Genomic DNA, 15,093 nt, shown 5'->3' on the forward strand with positions numbered 1-15,093 from the left:
GCCGCCATAACCTTGGTCAGCAACAACCGGCATGGCGATCAATATAAATACTGGCGCCCGCAGTCAATCGCCTTGGCCAGGTTGTCCCTGGCAACCGCTTCGAACCGTTCGCGCAAGGGCTGCGTGCTGTATATGTGCGGCCGTTCCAGGAATTTTTCGAGTACCGAACGCCGTTTACTCCGAAATAGAAGCTCCGGCACGTGGCGGTATTCGGCACGGATTTGCTCTTCGTACTCGTCGAAGCGCGCCGGCTTGGCGGCAAGTATGGCCAAGTCGATATCGATCAGTAGCTGTGCGTCTTGTCCCCGTGGCTCGGCGGTATGCCGGGTTGCCATGATCAAACCATATACCCGCTCGGCCACCTGCCGCTCGGCACCGGCTGCCAGTAAGGTCTCGCGCGCCCAGTCCGCGCTGCGTTGCTCATTGTCCTGGCGTAAAGGCTCATAAATTGCGTCGTGAAACCAAAGCGCAATTTCCACCTCGGCGGCATGTTCGGCGAGAGCCTCTACTTCCCAAAACAACACCAGACACTCTTCCAGGTGCTGCAAGGTGTGGTAGTGGCGGTGAGGCTCGGAATAACGCGCCAGCAGTGTGTCCAGGCAGGCCGGACTCTCGATCAGCCCAAGGCGAGGCCACATCTTTGTCCAAGCGGTCCTGAAGTCCATCATGCTCGATATCCTTGCTCTGCGGCCAAACCGGGCCAGCAGTGATGATGCAGGCAGCCGTCATAGGAACTACTCAGTACGCTATTTCCAAGTTGCACGACATCGGTCGCGAAGTTCTGGTGGCGGGCTTCAAATACGCACTCGCCACTGTCGCAATGCCAGATGCGGAGCAGATAGTCTTCACTGCAACTTGCCACATGGTTTGAATCGAGCAACTTTAGACGTCGGATGCCTGCGCCATGTGCTTGCCACTTTCGCGCGGCGCGCCAGCTATGGCCTTGTTCCTCCCAGCAAGTGATATCGCCCTCGATATCCCCAGTCCAAATGGCCTGCCCCACGATAAGTAGTGCTCTCAGCGGAACTTCTCCCGGTAACACGGCGAGGCACCGATGCGTAACGCTATCCCAAAGCCGCACGCTTCCATCTTCGGACGCGCTCACCCAGCATTCCAACCCCAATTGCGCTGTTTCCCATACCCAGCCTTGATGGCCTTCGAGCTTGCCGCTGGGTGTGCCTTGATCGTCCCAGAGCTTGACCAGCCCGTCGGCACCGCAGGTGATAAGCCTTCTATCCAGCAGATGCGTAACGCTCAGGACGGCGGCTTCGTGCGCAATGACCACCCTTTCGCAATGGCCCGTTGTCCAATCCCAAAAGCGGAGTGAACGGTCGCGCGATACCGAGGCCAGGCGGCGGCCTGGCAGCGCCGCCAGGCCGAGTACGGATTGACCATGGCCATGCAGCTGTCGGATGGTATTCCCTTGCGCGTCCCACAGCCGAATTTGCGCATCACGCCCGCCGCTGGCGATAAGCCCATCATCCAGAGGGGCTAACGTCCAGATATAGCCATCGTGACCGCGCTCGTGTGGCGACAATAGTGGCTCATCCGGCCTGGCATCGCGACAATAGATAAGGTCGCTGCGCATGACATGCTTGATGCCATGGCTGACTTGCTCACCCGCATGCCAGATGCTGTGCGCAAACAGGATAAGACTGCCGGCGCGAGGACGTACCCGCCCGATTTCCTTCGCTGCCTCGCCTCCAGGCGTGCCACCGGGGCCTGCCGAGTAAAACACGGTGTCGCCGCCTTGGAAGGTTGCACCGTCGGTCAGGTAGATCATGAATGTCAGGCAGGAACGGCGCAAAGGGCCTCGGTGATGTACGCCATCCTGGTGCAGCGTGAAATGCTGACCGGGTTGATAGCGACAAAAACGAAAGCGCTCGTTGACTCGATCAAAGTGCCAACTCTCCCCGTCGAGCTGCAGGTTGGCAGGCGCATGCCGACGCAGCCGTTCGGTCATCCGGTCCGCAAGCGCCAGGTCATCGACTACCTGCCGGTCGTTATTGCGGTATGAGGGCGGATAGTCCGTCGAAGCCTGGGCATAGCCCCTTGCCTCGCTCCTGGCGATCAGTTCGGCACACTCTGCACTGGAGAGGAAGTCAGCGATGACGACGCAATGTCCGGCAGAACTTGGCAGCGGGTAAGCAATGGTCTGGTTTGTCATTTGGTGACTTTAATTTGGTTGTTTAACCAATATTAATGCACCTTAACGCCACGCAGGAGGTGAATGCAAGTATTATTTGGTCATATAACCAATAATCCTGACTGCACATGCCAAGAAAACCCAATACCGAAGCCCGGCGCGCCGAGATCGTCCAGGCCCTGCAATCAGTAATGGCGACGCAGGGATACGAGAAGGCAACCATCCAGGCAATCGCCAAGGCGGCAGGGCTCGCGCCAGGGTTGCTGCACTACCATTTCAAGAGCAAGCAGGAGATCCTGGTTTCGTTGGTCACGACACTTGCCGATTTTGGCCAGCGCCGTTTCGAGCAAATCGTCGGCAGTGCCGACGACCCCATGCAGCGGTTGTCCGCATATCTGGAGGCACGCTTGGAGCTGGGAGAAGGTGCTGCGCCTGAGGTCGTCGCGGCCTGGGTGATGATAGGTGCGGAGGCCGTACGCCAAGCGGAGGTTCGAGAGGTCTACCAGCGGGCCATCGCGAATGAGCTGGATTTGCTGGCAGACTTGCTTGCCGCTTGTATGCAGCGGCAGCAGCGCGCTACGGGTAGTGCGCGCGAGTTGGCGGCCGGCTTGCTGGCCTTGATGGAGGGCGCCTTTCTGCTAGCGAGCGCAGCTGGCGCGGTAATGCCCGTGGGGTATGCCTCCCAGGCTGCGCTTCGATATGCCGTGTTGAGCATGGAAACTGCACCGCCGGGTTGAGGCCGGTTAGGACTAGATCGCCGCGAGTTTCTCAATCGTGTCAGGAAATCGTTCGACCAAGCGAATCAGCGCTGTGGCTTGTGCATTCGGTTTTGCCCGTCCCTGTTCCCAACTTTCCAGTGTACGGGGGTTAGTACGGAGGTAATGTGCAAACACTGGGCGTGAAAGGTGCAACTTGGCACTAACGCCACCATCTCTGCAGCTGTCACAGACTTTACCGACTTTGCCTCGACGGTGTGGCGGCGCAAGGAGGCCTTGCCTTGCCGTTCAGCCGCCAGCGTATCAAATCCTTCCGTCAATTCAGCAAACAGATTCCGGCTCATGTTTCGTACGATTGACGGCGGGTGGAAAACAGTCTGGCTTACAGTCAGCCAGGCAACCTCCACATACTCCAATAACTGGGTGCAGCTGTCTTTCGAAAAGTGACAAGTGAACGCATATCAGCATAAACACCATGTTTGCATTGAACGCAAACACGGTGTTTAATGCTTCTTTCGTCCCAGTCAGCAAGCACCCCCGCAATGCCCCAAGATTTCCAGCGCCTCATGCATGCAGCAACCACGCTGCACCCCAGCCGGGTGACCGGTGTGGCATCGCTCGCACGCTTGCTGAACGAGTCGCCCCAGGCGCTATCCAACTGGAAGCGGCGTGGCCTGCCCGGTGACAAGATCACCGCCATCGCCAGAACGGTCGGATGCGAGATCGATTACCTCGAGCTGGGCATAGGCAGCATGACAGCCCCGCTCAAAGCGCCGGCCGAATCCGCAAGCGTCGCGGATCCGCAACACGCCGACCCGTTCGCCGGCCTCGACCCGGCCAGCAAGGCCGCGCTGCAGGATCTGTTCGAGCAGATACGCCAAGCCAAGGCGGCGGGAAAGTCAGTCAAGGGCTTTATCGCCGGTGTCCGCGTGCTGATCGCCAGCATGGCGCAGGAGTAGTTGTGCAACATCTTGAATACATTGAGTTCTCTCCGCGCTCGGCAGCGAGCACAGGAAGGGCACGAAGTATTCCACCAATACGCCGATATCCTGATCGGCGAATAAATCTACCGCCATAGCATGTTCCCCCTATCGATATTTTTTGTATCACCCCGATCATGGCGAGGTATGCAGTAGAGGCTATCGCTTTGAGGCCTTAAATCAAGAGTGGACTGTGACAAAACGTGCAACAGCATAAAAATGGTTCGATGCTCACGCCGCCGAAAATCGCCGCCAATATCAAGCGGATACTGACTCTGTTCGAACCGGATCCGGCGCGGCAGGTCAGTGCGCTGGCCGCCATGCTGGGGGTGGACCGGACGGTGGCTTACCGCCACCTTACACGGGGACCGGCGAAGATCGAGATGCTGGGCCGCATAGCCGGCGCGCTGGGCGTTTCGGTTGCCGCGCTGTGGGATGAGGAGACCGAAGCGACCACGGTGGTGGTGGCCAAGATCGCTGTCAGCGGCGTTTCCATCGATTGCATCGCCTGGCTGGACCCGACCCTGCACACCCCGCTCAATGCGCACGAACTGCTGGCATGGGAGCACGACGGCGTCTGGCAGGTGGATCGCTTTCGCAACAGGCGCGAGCCGGGCTTCCCGCTACGCCGGGTAGAGATGCAGTGCCGGCAGATTTCGCGCGATAGTTGCCGCGTAACCATTTATTCCGATTGTGATCCGGTCTTTGCCCGTAATCTGGCCGCCGGCCTGGCCAGTCATGGCTACGATACCAAGCGGCCGCTGGAATTGACCGATTTGCTGGCGGCCAGCCAGAAGCAGGCGCCCGACATCCTGATCCTGCTGTCGCGCCACGCCGAACAATTCGCCAGACAGATCGACGAATACTTGGGGCAGGTCGTGCAAACCGTCATAATTTGCGATGACAACCCGCCACCCCATGATCCTGTGAACGGACGTTTTTTTTCAAGTAAGGATGTCGTCCGTATACTTATTTTGCTGCGGCAGATGGCATCGGGCCCTCCGCTCAAGCAGACCTCACAGGAGTACTGAAATGCAAGTGAAGACGTTCATTATCGCCGCCGTTCTGATGGTTTCGACCGCCCATGCCGTGGCGGCGGAGGACAGGTCTGCTACGAACTGCGCGCCGGCACGTGAAATGACGCTGTTTGAGAAAATACTCGAGATTGTCGATAGCATCGTAAAAGGCGTCTAAATAGTGATCGATTCCCGTTCGATAGCCGATACGCTGGCAGATATCCGGCTGGAAAAGGATGTGCAGGCCGAGGTGCATCGGTTCGCGCGAAGCCTTGGCTTCGACACCTATACACTGGGGTATATCAACCCATCGGTGAGCGAACGGGCTTTTTTTATCGACAACCATCCCGATGCAAGTTTCGACATACCCGATATCGCGACCCGCGATCCGGTACTGGCGCGGTTGAAGGGCGAACCCATTCCATTCAGCTGGGATCGATCCTTTTATGTCGATGCGAAATGTGAAGATATCTGGGAAGCCGGCAGCCATGTCGGCATCAGCGCCGGCCTGATCGCGCCCGTGCGTCCGGGCGGCGACCGCAGAATGGTGATATCGCTGGACCGCGACCAGCCGCTCGATGGCACGCGCGAGCAGATCGCCGATCAATTAGGGCGGTTGGACAAGTTCACGCGGCTGCTGTCCGGCACCGTGGTTTCCCTGTTCGATTCGCTGTCCCAACTCGAAAACTCGCTATCCAGCGCCGAGAAGGAAGTGTTGCGCTGGACCTATGCCGGCCTCTCTTCGCTCGAATTGGCACGCCGGCTGCGCCCGCACAAAGGCTATGACTTCGTGCAGCAGACCTTGAAAAGCGCTGCCATGAAGATGGGCACCACCGACCCGATGACCGCCTCCATCCTCGCCGCCCGAGCCGGCGTGTTGGGCCAGATCTAGCCGCATCGGCGTAATCGGATGTGCCCGGCCCACCGTCAGGTCGGCAAGTCCTCTCCAGGCTCCAGCACCGCCAGCAGTTTTGCCAGGTTCTCATCCAGGGCGCGTAGCGCTTCCGCTCCCAGCGGCGCCAGGATACGCCACTCGTTTTCCACATGCGCGGCAACCGCGCGATCGATCAATTCCAGGCCCTTATCCGTCAGTTGCACCAGCATGCTGCGCGCATCGTCGCTGTTCTGCACCCGCAGCACCCAGTCGCATGCCTCCAGCCGCTTCAGCCTATGGGTCATGGTGCCCGAGGTAATCATCAGCGTGGAGAACAGGGCGGTGGGGCTTAGCCGGTAGGGCGCGCCGGATCGTCTTAGCGTTGCCAGGACATCGAACTCCCAACTGGTCAATCCGAAGGCCGCGAAGGTTTCATCCAGCCTGATCTGCAGCAAGGCCGAGCAGCGCCTGGCGCGGCCGATCGGCCCCATCGGGGTGACATCCAGGTCGGGCCGCTCGCGATGCCATTGGTTCAGGATGGCATCCACCGCATCCATTGGCCGTTCTGTATTCATTCCTGCTACTCCCACTTGTCTTGAGTTCAAGATTGTATGCTAAGATGAATTACCTTGAATTGAAGATAAATCCATGACCGCCATGCAAAGCCGCAATCCTTGGCTAGATACCCTGTTTACCGCCCTGGCGCCCGTCATCTGGGGCACCACCTATATCGTCACCACCAACTTGCTGCCGCCTGATCGTCCGTTTACGGCGGCCTTGCTGCGCACCCTGCCGGCCGGCCTGTTACTGGCGCTATATTGCCGCACGCTCCCCGCGCGGCACGAATGGGGTCGTCTGATCGCACTCTCGGCGCTGAATATCGGCTTCTTCCAGGCCTTGTTGTTCGTGGCGGCCTACCGTCTGCCTGGTGGGCTGGCCGCCGTGGTGGGCGCCATCCAGCCGCTCCTGGTCATGGGCATGGCGTGGGCCATGGACAGCCGCCGCCCACCCCGGCTGGCTGCCTGGGCCGGTGTGATGGGCATCGTCGGGATGGCCGCCTTACTGCTTTCGCCCGGCTCGGCATGGGATCCCGTGGGCATCGCCGCTGCGCTGGCCGGCGCCGCCTGCATGGCCGCCGGGACCTTCCTGGCCCGGCGCTGGCAGCCGAAGGTGCCCTTGCTGGCCTTTACCGGCTGGCAGTTGCTGGCCGGTGGGCTGATGCTGGTCCCGGTCGCCTTGATCGTTGACCCGCCTTTGCCGGCCTTGAGCCTGGTCCACGTGCTTGGCTATGCCTATCTCTCCCTGTTTGGCGCGCTGCTGGCCTATGCCTTGTGGTTTCGCGGCATCGCCAGGCTATCGCCGGTGGCGGTCTCCTCCCTGGGCCTGCTCAGCCCGTTGACGGCGGTAACCCTTGGCTGGGCGCTACTGGGACAGTCCATGACCGGCGTCTCGCTGCTGGGCCTGCTTATCGTCATCGGCAGCATCCTGGCCGTGCAAAAAGCCAGCCGCCCCGCTAGTTAATCCGCTTTCAACTCCCTTCCCACCGGAAAGCCTACACCATGCACAATCCTATCAAGTCCCTGATCGAATCGCGTGTCTCGACAAACTACTACGACAGCGACCGGCAACTATCCGACGAACAGATCGAAGAATTGGTCCAACTGGCCACCCGCGCCCCGACGGCCTACAACTTCCAGAACTGGAAATTCATCGCGGTCCGCTCGCCCGAGGCCAAGCAACGTCTCGCGGCAGCCTCTTTCGGCCAGCGCAAGGTAGTGGATGCGGCGGTCACCTTTATCATCTGCGGTACCCTGGCGGCACACGAGCAATTGCCATCGGTGCTGCTGCCCTCGGTGAGCGCCGGCATCATCACGCCATCGACCTTCGATACCTGGATCGGCATGGCCCAGCGCTCGCATATCGATAATCCGGTCTTGCAGCGCGACGAAGCCATCCGCTCCGCTTCCCTGGCGGCAATGACGCTGATCCTGGCCGCCCAGGGCATGGGCCTGGCCACCTGCGCGATGAGCGGCTTCGACGCGGAGGCATTGAAGCGGGATTTCACCCTGGCAGCCAACGACCTGCCGGTCATCATGGTGACGGTGGGCTATACGGCGGAGACCGGGAACTGGCCGCAGAAGCCGCGGCGGGCGGTGCGGGAAGTGATGGAACTGGCTTGAGCCGCAGGGTAGGGGCCGTCTATCGATAGTGCGCCAGGACGGCCTGGGCCTCATGCACCAAGGCGCGGCGCAGCGACGCCGGCGCGAGTACCTCGACCTCGGCACCCAGGCGCAGTAACTGGCGCGCCGAGTATTCGGGCGTTTCGATCGGCATCTCGGCCTCGATCCAGCCTTCACGCGCGCATGGCCGGCTACTGGCCTGGACTTGCTCGGCCGCCAACGGACTGACCGCGCGCAGGATGCGGCAGCCTTCTTCCGACAGCCTGACGGTAGCCATTTCCTTCAGCAGCCGGCGTTCGAATGCCGCGACGGCGGCGGGCCAATGCGTGGCCAACTCGAAATCGTTTGGGCGCTGGAAGTGGGTGTCCAATACCTCAAGCGAGCGGATGCTCGAAACACGATAGCTGTACGGGCGCTTACCGCCACTACTCGCAACCAGATACCAAAGGCCGCCCTTTAGTACCAGGCCCAGCGGCGCCAACTCGCGCGGGGCGTGGTTCTGCCAGCTCTCGTAATCGATGCGGATGCGGTGCTCGCGCCAGACTGCTTTCGCCAATTCGGGCAGGCAATCGGGTGCCTCGGCACGGTGGTACCAGGGCAGCGGGTCGATATGGAAGCGCCGTGCGATACGCAGGACGCCTTCGCCTGCCTCCGCCGGCAGGCTGGCCATCAGCTTGAATTGCGCCGCCGCTGCCTCGACCCCCACGCCCAGGTCATGGGCCACGGTGGCAATGCCGGCCAGCGGCAAGCTTTCGGCTTCGCCAGGCGTCAAACCGGTCAAACGGGTGCGATAGCCCTTGTGCAGGGTAATGCCGCCTTGCCGTCCACGCTCGGCATAGACCGGCACACCGCTGGCGCTGAGCGCATCCACGTCGCGGTAGATGGTCCGGACCGATACCTCGAATTCGCGCGCCAGTACCGTGGCCGACAGGCGGCCACGCCATTGCAGCAACATCAGGATGGAAAGCAGGCGGCTGGATCGCATGGCGGTGGTGTGTGAATACGGCGAATCATACCTGCCACTCCTTGTCAGGTATTGAAGCGTAGCATCTCTTCCAGTCCGATACGCCATTGCGGCGTCGGCATGCCAAGCGATGCGCGGCTATTGCGCGCGCCCCTCACTGACCGAACAAAGGGATATCCAGATGGACGAAACTCGCCGAAACCTGATCCTGGCCGCTGGCGCCGCGGCCATATTGCCTACCGCCGCGTTGGCGGCCGACGGCCCCGCGTTGGATACGGTACCGCCCTTGCCCAGGCAGCCCACCCCGGGCAAGCCCGGCGACTTCGACTTCCTGGCCGGCGAATGGAAAATCCGCCATTGGCGGCTGCCGGCCGGCGCGACCGAGTGGGACCGCTTCGAGGGAGAGGCCACCTGTTGGACGATTCTGGGTGGCGTGGGCAGTGTCGAAGAATTGCGCATCCCGGCCCGCAACTTCAGTGGCATGGGCTTGCGCCTGCTCGATGTCGAAAAGAAGCAGTGGTCCGATTTCTGGGTCAATGGCCGCAGCGGGGTGCTGGCGCCACCGGGCCTGACCGGCAGCTTCGAAAATGGCGTGGGCCTGTTCTGGGCCGAGGAAGAGGAGGCGGGCCGCAAGACCATCTCGCTGGGCATCTGGGATCGCATCACCCCCCGAGGATGCCGCTGGCGCCAGGCGGTATCGGAGGATGGCGGACGTACCTGGGCACACAACTGGGTGATGGAATGGCGGCGGGCTTGATGGGCGTCCTGTAAATTCGAAAGGGCGAAGGAGTCTTTTTGCCCTTTCAAGTTCCCATGCCGTCTTCGCTTAGCTGGCAGAGAGAGTGGCCGAAGCAGGCAACTTCGCGATCACCTTGATCTCGAACTGGTAGCCGTAGAGCCACGTCACGCCAACACCTGTCAGTGTCGGGTGCGGCGCATCGCCCCAATAGTCCGGGAATATCTTCCAGATCGGCTCGAAATTCCGGGCAGGATCAACGATGAACACCGTCACGTCGACCACATCCTCGAACGTGCAGCCGGCGGCCGACAGGATCGCATTCAGATTGTTGAACGCCAGCCTGACCTGGGCCTCCAGCTCGGGCTCGGGCGAACCATCCGGCCGGCTGCCGACCTGTCCCGAGACAAAGAGGAAGCCATTGGCGCGGACAGCGGGCGAGTAGCGATTTCGCTCATATAGCGCTTGGCGCTCGGTGGGAAAGACAACGTCACGTGCGGACATGGATCGACTCCTTGGATTTCATTGCGGCGCTGGTGAACTGCGTTGGCCGTGGATAACGCCACCGGTGTGGCGCGATAGGGAAATTCTAAGAAATCGGTCTATGCGGATAAACACGAATAACGCACAATGATTGTTTGCAAAAAGCAAACAATCATCGACATCAGGGATAGCGGATGGATCGTTTCGATGCCTTGCAGGCATTTGCCCGCGTGGTGGAGGCGGGGAGCTTTACCAAGGCAGCGCAGACGCTCCATATAAGCAAGACCACCGTGTCTCTGCTGATCCAGCAGTTGGAAGCGCGCCTGCGCGTCAAATTGCTGAATCGCACCACCCGCAAGGTCCAGGTGACAGCCGACGGTGCTATCTATTACGCGCGTGTCGTGCGCCTGCTTGCCGATCTTGAGGAGGCCGATACCAGTCTATTGCGCGCATCGGCCTCGCCCAAGGGGCGCTTGCGAGTAGATATTCCCAGCCCGTTCGCCTCGATGATTTTGGTGCCCGCATTGCCGGCCTTCCACGCGCGCTACCCCGATATCCAGCTCGACCTGGGCGTCAGCGACCGGATGGTGGATCTCATTGCCGACAATGTGGATTGTGTACTGCGTGGCGGGGAACTCACCGACTCGACGCTGGTAGCCCGTCGCGTGGGTGAACTGCGGTTTGGCGCCTATGCGGCGCCGAGCTATCTGGCGCGAGCCGGGATGCCTGTGCATCCGCGAGAGCTGGAAGACACGCACCATCGCATTGTCGGCTTCCTCCGCGCCAGCACCGGCAAGGTCGCGCCGCTCGCCATGTGGCGCGATGCCGAGCGCATCGAGGTGCGGGGCCGCTACGTCGTCGCGCTCGACGATGGCAATGCTTATCTCGCGGCCGGCTTGGCCGGGATGGGTATGCTTTGCTTGCCGCAATATATGGCCGCGGAGCGCGTGGCGAAGGGCGAATTGGTGCCGCTGTTCGACGGCTGGTGCTTCGAATCGATGCCGATGCACCTGGTATTCCCGCCTAATCGGCATGTCAGCGCGAGATTGCGGGTGTTCATCGACTGGGTGGATCAACTGATGGCGCAATATGCGCCGATTACGGACGCACGAGATACTTGAAGGTGCTATCCCCGAAACTTCGTCAGCGGCCAGTGTCAGCTTTGCCGGCCGTTTTCGCTCTGCGCCACTTGCGTGGCCGTATGCTTGGCGAGCGAAGGCTGTTCGGCATGGCCCGGCGTTTTCAGTGCGCCGAGCAAGGCGCCGGCGAACAAGACGGCAACGCCGAGCAGCAGGGTGGTTTCGAACAGGGTGTTGATTTGATCGCGTTGCATGGTGTGGCTCCCGTGAGGTTGTCTGGCTGGGCGGTGTCGACCGCTTGGTATGGATGCATCTTCGGCAATTGCTTGTCTGCTCGCGATGGCAATGGGACCAAACGTCGACTAGGTGCCGCAAAATGCGGCGGGGAGCGATGAATCACGGGGCGAGGGGATAAGTGGCTGAAAGAATGAAGCTTGTACTGCTGCCGGGTATGGATGGCACGGGCACCTTGTACGAGGGCTTCCGGGAGGCAATCGCTCCTTTCTTTGCATTGGACGTCATCCGCTATCCCTTGGACGAGATGCTCGGCTATGCAGAGCTTGCGCAATGGGTGCAGAACCAGCTGCCAAGCAATGAGCCTTTCATTCTGTTGGGCGAATCGTTTTCCGGGCCGATTGCGATTGGACTGGCGGCGCAGCGCTTGCCGGGCCTGTGTGGGGTGGTGTTGTGCTGCACCTTCGCCAAATTGCCGACTGCAATTCCATCCCCGCTTCGATGGGTGTCGAGGGCGATATCGCCAGCCTTGGCGCCGCGCTGGGCGGTCAATGTGCTGATGCTCGGACGCTACGCTTCACCTCGGCAGGCCACGCAGCTTCATCGGGCACTTTCCCTGGTGAAACCAGCCGTACTGCGGCATCGCGTACAAGCAGTGATGAGCGTGGATGCTTGCGAGACGGCAAATCACATCGCGGTGCCCGTGCTATACCTGCAAGCGACAGGCGACCGTGTGATTGCACGGGCAGCCGAGCGGCTATTGCGCGCGACCTTGCCTTCGATGTCCACCGCCAGGATCGCGGCGCCGCACCTGCTGCTGCAGTCCAATCCAGGTGATGCCGCGACCGCCATCGGTGCGTGGGCCGCCACCCACTCGATCCAATCAAACGGCTAAGCGTAAGCCAAGCGCGGGCGAGGAGCGGGTTTTGCCTGCCGGACTCTTTTCCTGTAGGCCTCCAGCGGTTTGTCGACGGCAAAATAGATAACGATGGCCAAGGCCAAGGTCATTGCCAGCGACAAAACCGTTTTGTCCAAGGAGCCCTTGTAGTAGCGTAAGACTACGGAAAAAACGAGTTGATGCCCGAGATAGACCGGGAACGCGAGCTGTCCGATAAAGGTGTCGAGCTTGCTGTTCTTTGTCAGCTTGAACAGGAAGGGCGTGCATACGCACACAAGGATATAGAAGACCCAGCACTCCCATTGGTCCAGGTCGAGGTATCGCCAGAATGGCTCGTAGGCGATGAACCCGAACAAGGCGACCGCTGCGAGCGGTTCACCCAGCTTCATCCTCGCGGCATCCTTCACCTGCTCGTGCAAGCGATAGACAAGCACCCCCATCAAGAAGAACACGAGATCGGAGGGGAAAAAGAAGTAGCGCCACGGGACAACGGCTACGCCGAAGTGGTAGAGCGTGAGACGGAGCATGCCGCTTGCCAATGCGAGCAGGGCAATAAAGCGGATCGACCGTGTAACGATAAAGGGTGCGAGGATATAGAAATAGACCTCCACGCTCAGCGACCATATCGGTCCGAGGACCAGATTCCAATTGCTGAGGTCCTTGAACGGGATAAGCTCGGCACCCAAAAAGAACACATTGCTGAATATGGCGAGCGGCGTCAGCCATGCCTTCCCCGGCGCCGAGTCGAGCAGCATAAAGGAAGGCGTGTTGCTCACGATGAAAAAGAGTAGGTATAAGGCCAAAATTACCCAGTTTGTCGGGTAAAGCCTGAGTGCTCGATTAAAATAGAACCGTTTTGTTCCGTCTTCCAGTTTTGAATATTTCTGGCAAATAACCATCGCCATGTAATAGCCGGAGAGAATGAAGAAGGCAAATACTGCATGGCCCGACCATACGAATATATTTAAGCTCTCGCGTGTCAATGTCGTTGTTGCGCCGTTCATCCCGGACGCTGTTCCAAATACACTCGTTGCATGCGCCAGAAAGACCGATAGCGCCAGAATCATTCGAAATAAACCCACGTTCCGTCCTGTATATGAGTTTCTGCCAAACGGCAGCGAACCGCCTACGGGGCATTGGGGGGGTAATGGATTCCTGGCGTCCGCGGAGATCGCCAGGGCAGCGATTTGCCGCGAGATTAAAATACCGGTCAAGCAGATGGCAGAAGCCCCCGGGCCTTCTGGAAGCCAATAGGGGTACACGTGTTCCTGTAGATGGCGAGGGCGCCCTGCTGTTCCTAGATGCGGTCCGAATATTATGTCGATGTAATGGCTATATTTCTATCGTAAAAATACTAATACTATAGGAAAAGCACTTAAATCCCTGTCGTCTGTATTTGGATGCTGGAATACATTCAGCCCGCTGCAATTCCGGAAATCCTTGGTGGTGTGCGGGACGCTTTTATCAGCAGCGATAAGCTCGCTAGCGCACAGACCGGCTGTGGGTTCCGGGCCATGGTGGATCCATCGATCCCGGCATCCCGCAATCTTGCGGGCCACGGGCTTTTAGTCAGAGGCCATCATGAACAAGTCAGGCAAGCAGAGCACATTTCTCCGCACCCATAAGCCAGCCGCCAAGCACCACGACACGACTGCCGTCCATGCGGCAAAAAACACCGCCCCCAAACCCGCAGCCCCGGTCTTTGCCGGACATGCCATGCCTAAGGACGCCATCAAGGCGCCGTTTACAGTTGTGCCACCCAAGACCGCCGAGCACGGCACGCAGACCGCTACCGGTAGCAATGACACCCCGGTCAAACAAACGCCGCCCCCGCTTCCCCCGTCAACGGAGTAGGCCGGTAAGCAGAATAATCGACGCTACCTGGTCTAGGCATGGCGATGGCGCCACGCCGGTAACCGCTGGCGGTCAAGGAGAAATAGCATGCAACTGCAATCCCGTAACTTCATCATCGCCTCCGGTGTCGCACTGACCATGGTCGCGGTTAGCGGCGCCTTTGCCGCCGATAGTGTTGTCCAGAGCCTTGCCGATGTGCGCCAGGAAAGCCAGATATGGACGACCTACGCCCTCAGCCCTCATCTGCGCGCCAATGACATTCATGTATCGGTACGAGATGGCAAGGCCACCTTGAGCGGCAAGGTCGAAGAAGGCGTCGGCAAGGACCTGGCCAAACAGATTGCCTTGGGCGTCAACGGTATCAGGGAAGTCGACAACCAGATCGAAGTGCAGGCCGATTACGTTGCCCCGGCGCCTGCCGGCACCCGTAGCTATGGCCAGGTGATCGACGACACCACCATCTCGGCTGCCGTCAAATCCAAGCTGACCTGGAGCAAGTATCTGAGCGGCCCCAGTCCCGAAGTGGATACCCAATGGGGCAAGGTTACCCTCAAAGGCACGGCGGATAACGCTACCGCGAAGGATCTGGCCGGCCGCCTGGCCCTGAATACCCGTGGCGTGCTGTCGGTGGACAATCAATTGACCATCGGCAACGGCAAAGCCTCCCTGGGCGATAGCGCCAAGCAATCGGCAACGGAAGCCGGCCGGGGGATTTCGGACAGCTGGATCACCACCAAGGTGAAATCCACTTTCCTGTATTCCAGCAATGTGGCGGGGTCGGATATTTCGGTTACCACCCGCAGCGGCATCGTCACGCTAAGTGGAAAGCTCAATAGCGGCGTGGAACGGGCCTTGGCCATCGAGCTCGCAAAAAATGTCCGCGGCGTGCGGAGTGTGCAGGCCAAGGGCCTATCGATTTGAAGCTTCGGGCAG

General features: G+C 60.1%; 19 protein-coding genes. 12 read left to right on the plus strand and 7 right to left on the minus strand.

Going from position 1 to position 15,093, the window contains the following annotated elements; translation table 11 throughout:
• Positions 1 to 38: 38 nt before the first annotated feature.
• Both FNU76_RS17040 and FNU76_RS17045 read right to left on the minus strand, forming a co-directional pair.
• A complete protein-coding gene (locus FNU76_RS17040) occupies positions 39 to 668 on the minus strand; it encodes an HD domain-containing protein (protein ID WP_144279298.1) in 630 nt (209 codons plus the stop codon).
• Positions 665 to 2,167 (minus strand): 2OG-Fe(II) oxygenase, encoded by a 1,503-nt coding sequence (locus tag FNU76_RS17045; protein ID WP_144279299.1) that lies wholly within the window; start codon positions 2,165 to 2,167, stop codon positions 665 to 667. Before FNU76_RS17045 ends, FNU76_RS17040 begins: the two co-directional genes overlap by 4 nt.
• A gap of 107 nt (positions 2,168 to 2,274) precedes the next feature.
• Here FNU76_RS17045 and FNU76_RS17050 point away from each other — a divergent pair, with 107 nt between their 5' ends.
• The 5 genes from FNU76_RS17050 to FNU76_RS17070 all read left to right on the plus strand — a co-directional run bounded on the left by FNU76_RS17050 (position 2,275) and on the right by FNU76_RS17070 (position 5,750).
• On the plus strand, positions 2,275 to 2,883 hold the full coding sequence (locus FNU76_RS17050) for a TetR/AcrR family transcriptional regulator (RefSeq protein WP_144279300.1): 609 nt from the start codon (positions 2,275 to 2,277) through the stop codon (positions 2,881 to 2,883).
• Between the two features lie 545 nt (positions 2,884 to 3,428).
• Positions 3,429 to 3,821, plus strand: coding sequence for a helix-turn-helix domain-containing protein (locus FNU76_RS17060; RefSeq protein ID WP_179958158.1), 393 nt, complete (start codon positions 3,429 to 3,431; stop codon positions 3,819 to 3,821).
• Positions 3,822 to 4,045: 224 nt separating this feature from the next.
• Positions 4,046 to 4,873, plus strand: coding sequence for a helix-turn-helix domain-containing protein (locus FNU76_RS17065; RefSeq protein ID WP_144279302.1), 828 nt, complete (start codon positions 4,046 to 4,048; stop codon positions 4,871 to 4,873).
• 1 nt (position 4,874) lies between these two features.
• Positions 4,875 to 5,036, plus strand: coding sequence for a hypothetical protein (locus tag FNU76_RS24145; protein ID WP_179958159.1), 162 nt, complete (start codon positions 4,875 to 4,877; stop codon positions 5,034 to 5,036).
• A gap of 3 nt (positions 5,037 to 5,039) precedes the next feature.
• A complete protein-coding gene (locus FNU76_RS17070) occupies positions 5,040 to 5,750 on the plus strand; it encodes an autoinducer binding domain-containing protein (RefSeq protein WP_179958160.1) in 711 nt (236 codons plus the stop codon).
• A gap of 35 nt (positions 5,751 to 5,785) precedes the next feature.
• On the opposite strand, the gene FNU76_RS17075 is transcribed toward FNU76_RS17070, so the two are convergent.
• On the minus strand, positions 5,786 to 6,307 hold the full coding sequence (locus tag FNU76_RS17075) for a MarR family winged helix-turn-helix transcriptional regulator (protein WP_144279304.1): 522 nt from the start codon (positions 6,305 to 6,307) through the stop codon (positions 5,786 to 5,788).
• Positions 6,308 to 6,380: 73 nt separating this feature from the next.
• Here FNU76_RS17075 and FNU76_RS17080 point away from each other — a divergent pair, with 73 nt between their 5' ends.
• Positions 6,381 to 7,253 (plus strand): EamA family transporter, encoded by an 873-nt coding sequence (locus FNU76_RS17080; protein WP_179958161.1) that lies wholly within the window; start codon positions 6,381 to 6,383, stop codon positions 7,251 to 7,253.
• 38 nt (positions 7,254 to 7,291) lie between these two features.
• Entirely contained in the window at positions 7,292 to 7,912 is a 621-nt protein-coding gene (locus FNU76_RS17085) for a nitroreductase family protein (protein WP_144279305.1), read from the plus strand.
• 19 nt (positions 7,913 to 7,931) lie between these two features.
• Here FNU76_RS17085 and FNU76_RS17090 read toward each other — a convergent pair whose 3' ends face one another.
• Entirely contained in the window at positions 7,932 to 8,897 is a 966-nt protein-coding gene (locus tag FNU76_RS17090) for a helix-turn-helix transcriptional regulator (RefSeq protein ID WP_144279306.1), read from the minus strand.
• Positions 8,898 to 9,057: 160 nt separating this feature from the next.
• Here FNU76_RS17090 and FNU76_RS17095 point away from each other — a divergent pair, with 160 nt between their 5' ends.
• Complete coding sequence (locus FNU76_RS17095) at positions 9,058 to 9,633, plus strand: hypothetical protein (RefSeq protein WP_144279307.1); 576 nt, start codon at positions 9,058 to 9,060, stop codon at positions 9,631 to 9,633.
• Positions 9,634 to 9,702: 69 nt separating this feature from the next.
• Here the strand turns inward: FNU76_RS17095 and FNU76_RS17100 are convergent, their stop codons facing one another.
• Positions 9,703 to 10,116, minus strand: coding sequence for a RidA family protein (locus FNU76_RS17100; protein ID WP_144279308.1), 414 nt, complete (start codon positions 10,114 to 10,116; stop codon positions 9,703 to 9,705).
• Between the two features lie 173 nt (positions 10,117 to 10,289).
• Here FNU76_RS17100 and FNU76_RS17105 point away from each other — a divergent pair, with 173 nt between their 5' ends.
• Positions 10,290 to 11,216, plus strand: coding sequence for a LysR family transcriptional regulator (locus FNU76_RS17105; RefSeq protein WP_144279309.1), 927 nt, complete (start codon positions 10,290 to 10,292; stop codon positions 11,214 to 11,216).
• Positions 11,217 to 11,251: 35 nt separating this feature from the next.
• On the opposite strand, the gene FNU76_RS24150 is transcribed toward FNU76_RS17105, so the two are convergent.
• On the minus strand, positions 11,252 to 11,428 hold the full coding sequence (locus FNU76_RS24150) for a hypothetical protein (protein WP_179958162.1): 177 nt from the start codon (positions 11,426 to 11,428) through the stop codon (positions 11,252 to 11,254).
• A 173-nt stretch (positions 11,429 to 11,601) separates the two neighbouring features.
• On the opposite strand from FNU76_RS24150, the gene FNU76_RS17110 reads away from it, so the two are divergent.
• Entirely contained in the window at positions 11,602 to 12,303 is a 702-nt protein-coding gene (locus FNU76_RS17110; protein ID WP_144279310.1) for an alpha/beta fold hydrolase, read from the plus strand.
• Here the strand turns inward: FNU76_RS17110 and FNU76_RS17115 are convergent.
• Positions 12,300 to 13,373 (minus strand): acyltransferase family protein, encoded by a 1,074-nt coding sequence (locus tag FNU76_RS17115; RefSeq protein ID WP_144279311.1) that lies wholly within the window; start codon positions 13,371 to 13,373, stop codon positions 12,300 to 12,302. The two genes, FNU76_RS17110 and FNU76_RS17115, sit on opposite strands and share 4 nt — an antisense overlap.
• A 514-nt stretch (positions 13,374 to 13,887) precedes the next feature.
• Between FNU76_RS17115 and FNU76_RS17120 the strand changes: the two genes are divergently transcribed.
• Positions 13,888 to 14,160, plus strand: coding sequence for a hypothetical protein (locus tag FNU76_RS17120; RefSeq protein WP_144279312.1), 273 nt, complete (start codon positions 13,888 to 13,890; stop codon positions 14,158 to 14,160).
• Between the two features lie 87 nt (positions 14,161 to 14,247).
• Positions 14,248 to 15,081 carry a BON domain-containing protein gene (locus tag FNU76_RS17125; protein ID WP_144279313.1) on the plus strand — a complete coding sequence of 278 codons (834 nt, stop codon included), beginning with the start codon at positions 14,248 to 14,250 and terminating at the stop codon, positions 15,079 to 15,081.
• Positions 15,082 to 15,093: the final 12 nt, after the last annotated feature.

Source organism: Chitinimonas arctica (assembly GCF_007431345.1).
Taxonomy (GTDB): Bacteria; Pseudomonadota; Gammaproteobacteria; order Burkholderiales; family Chitinimonadaceae; genus Chitinimonas; species Chitinimonas arctica.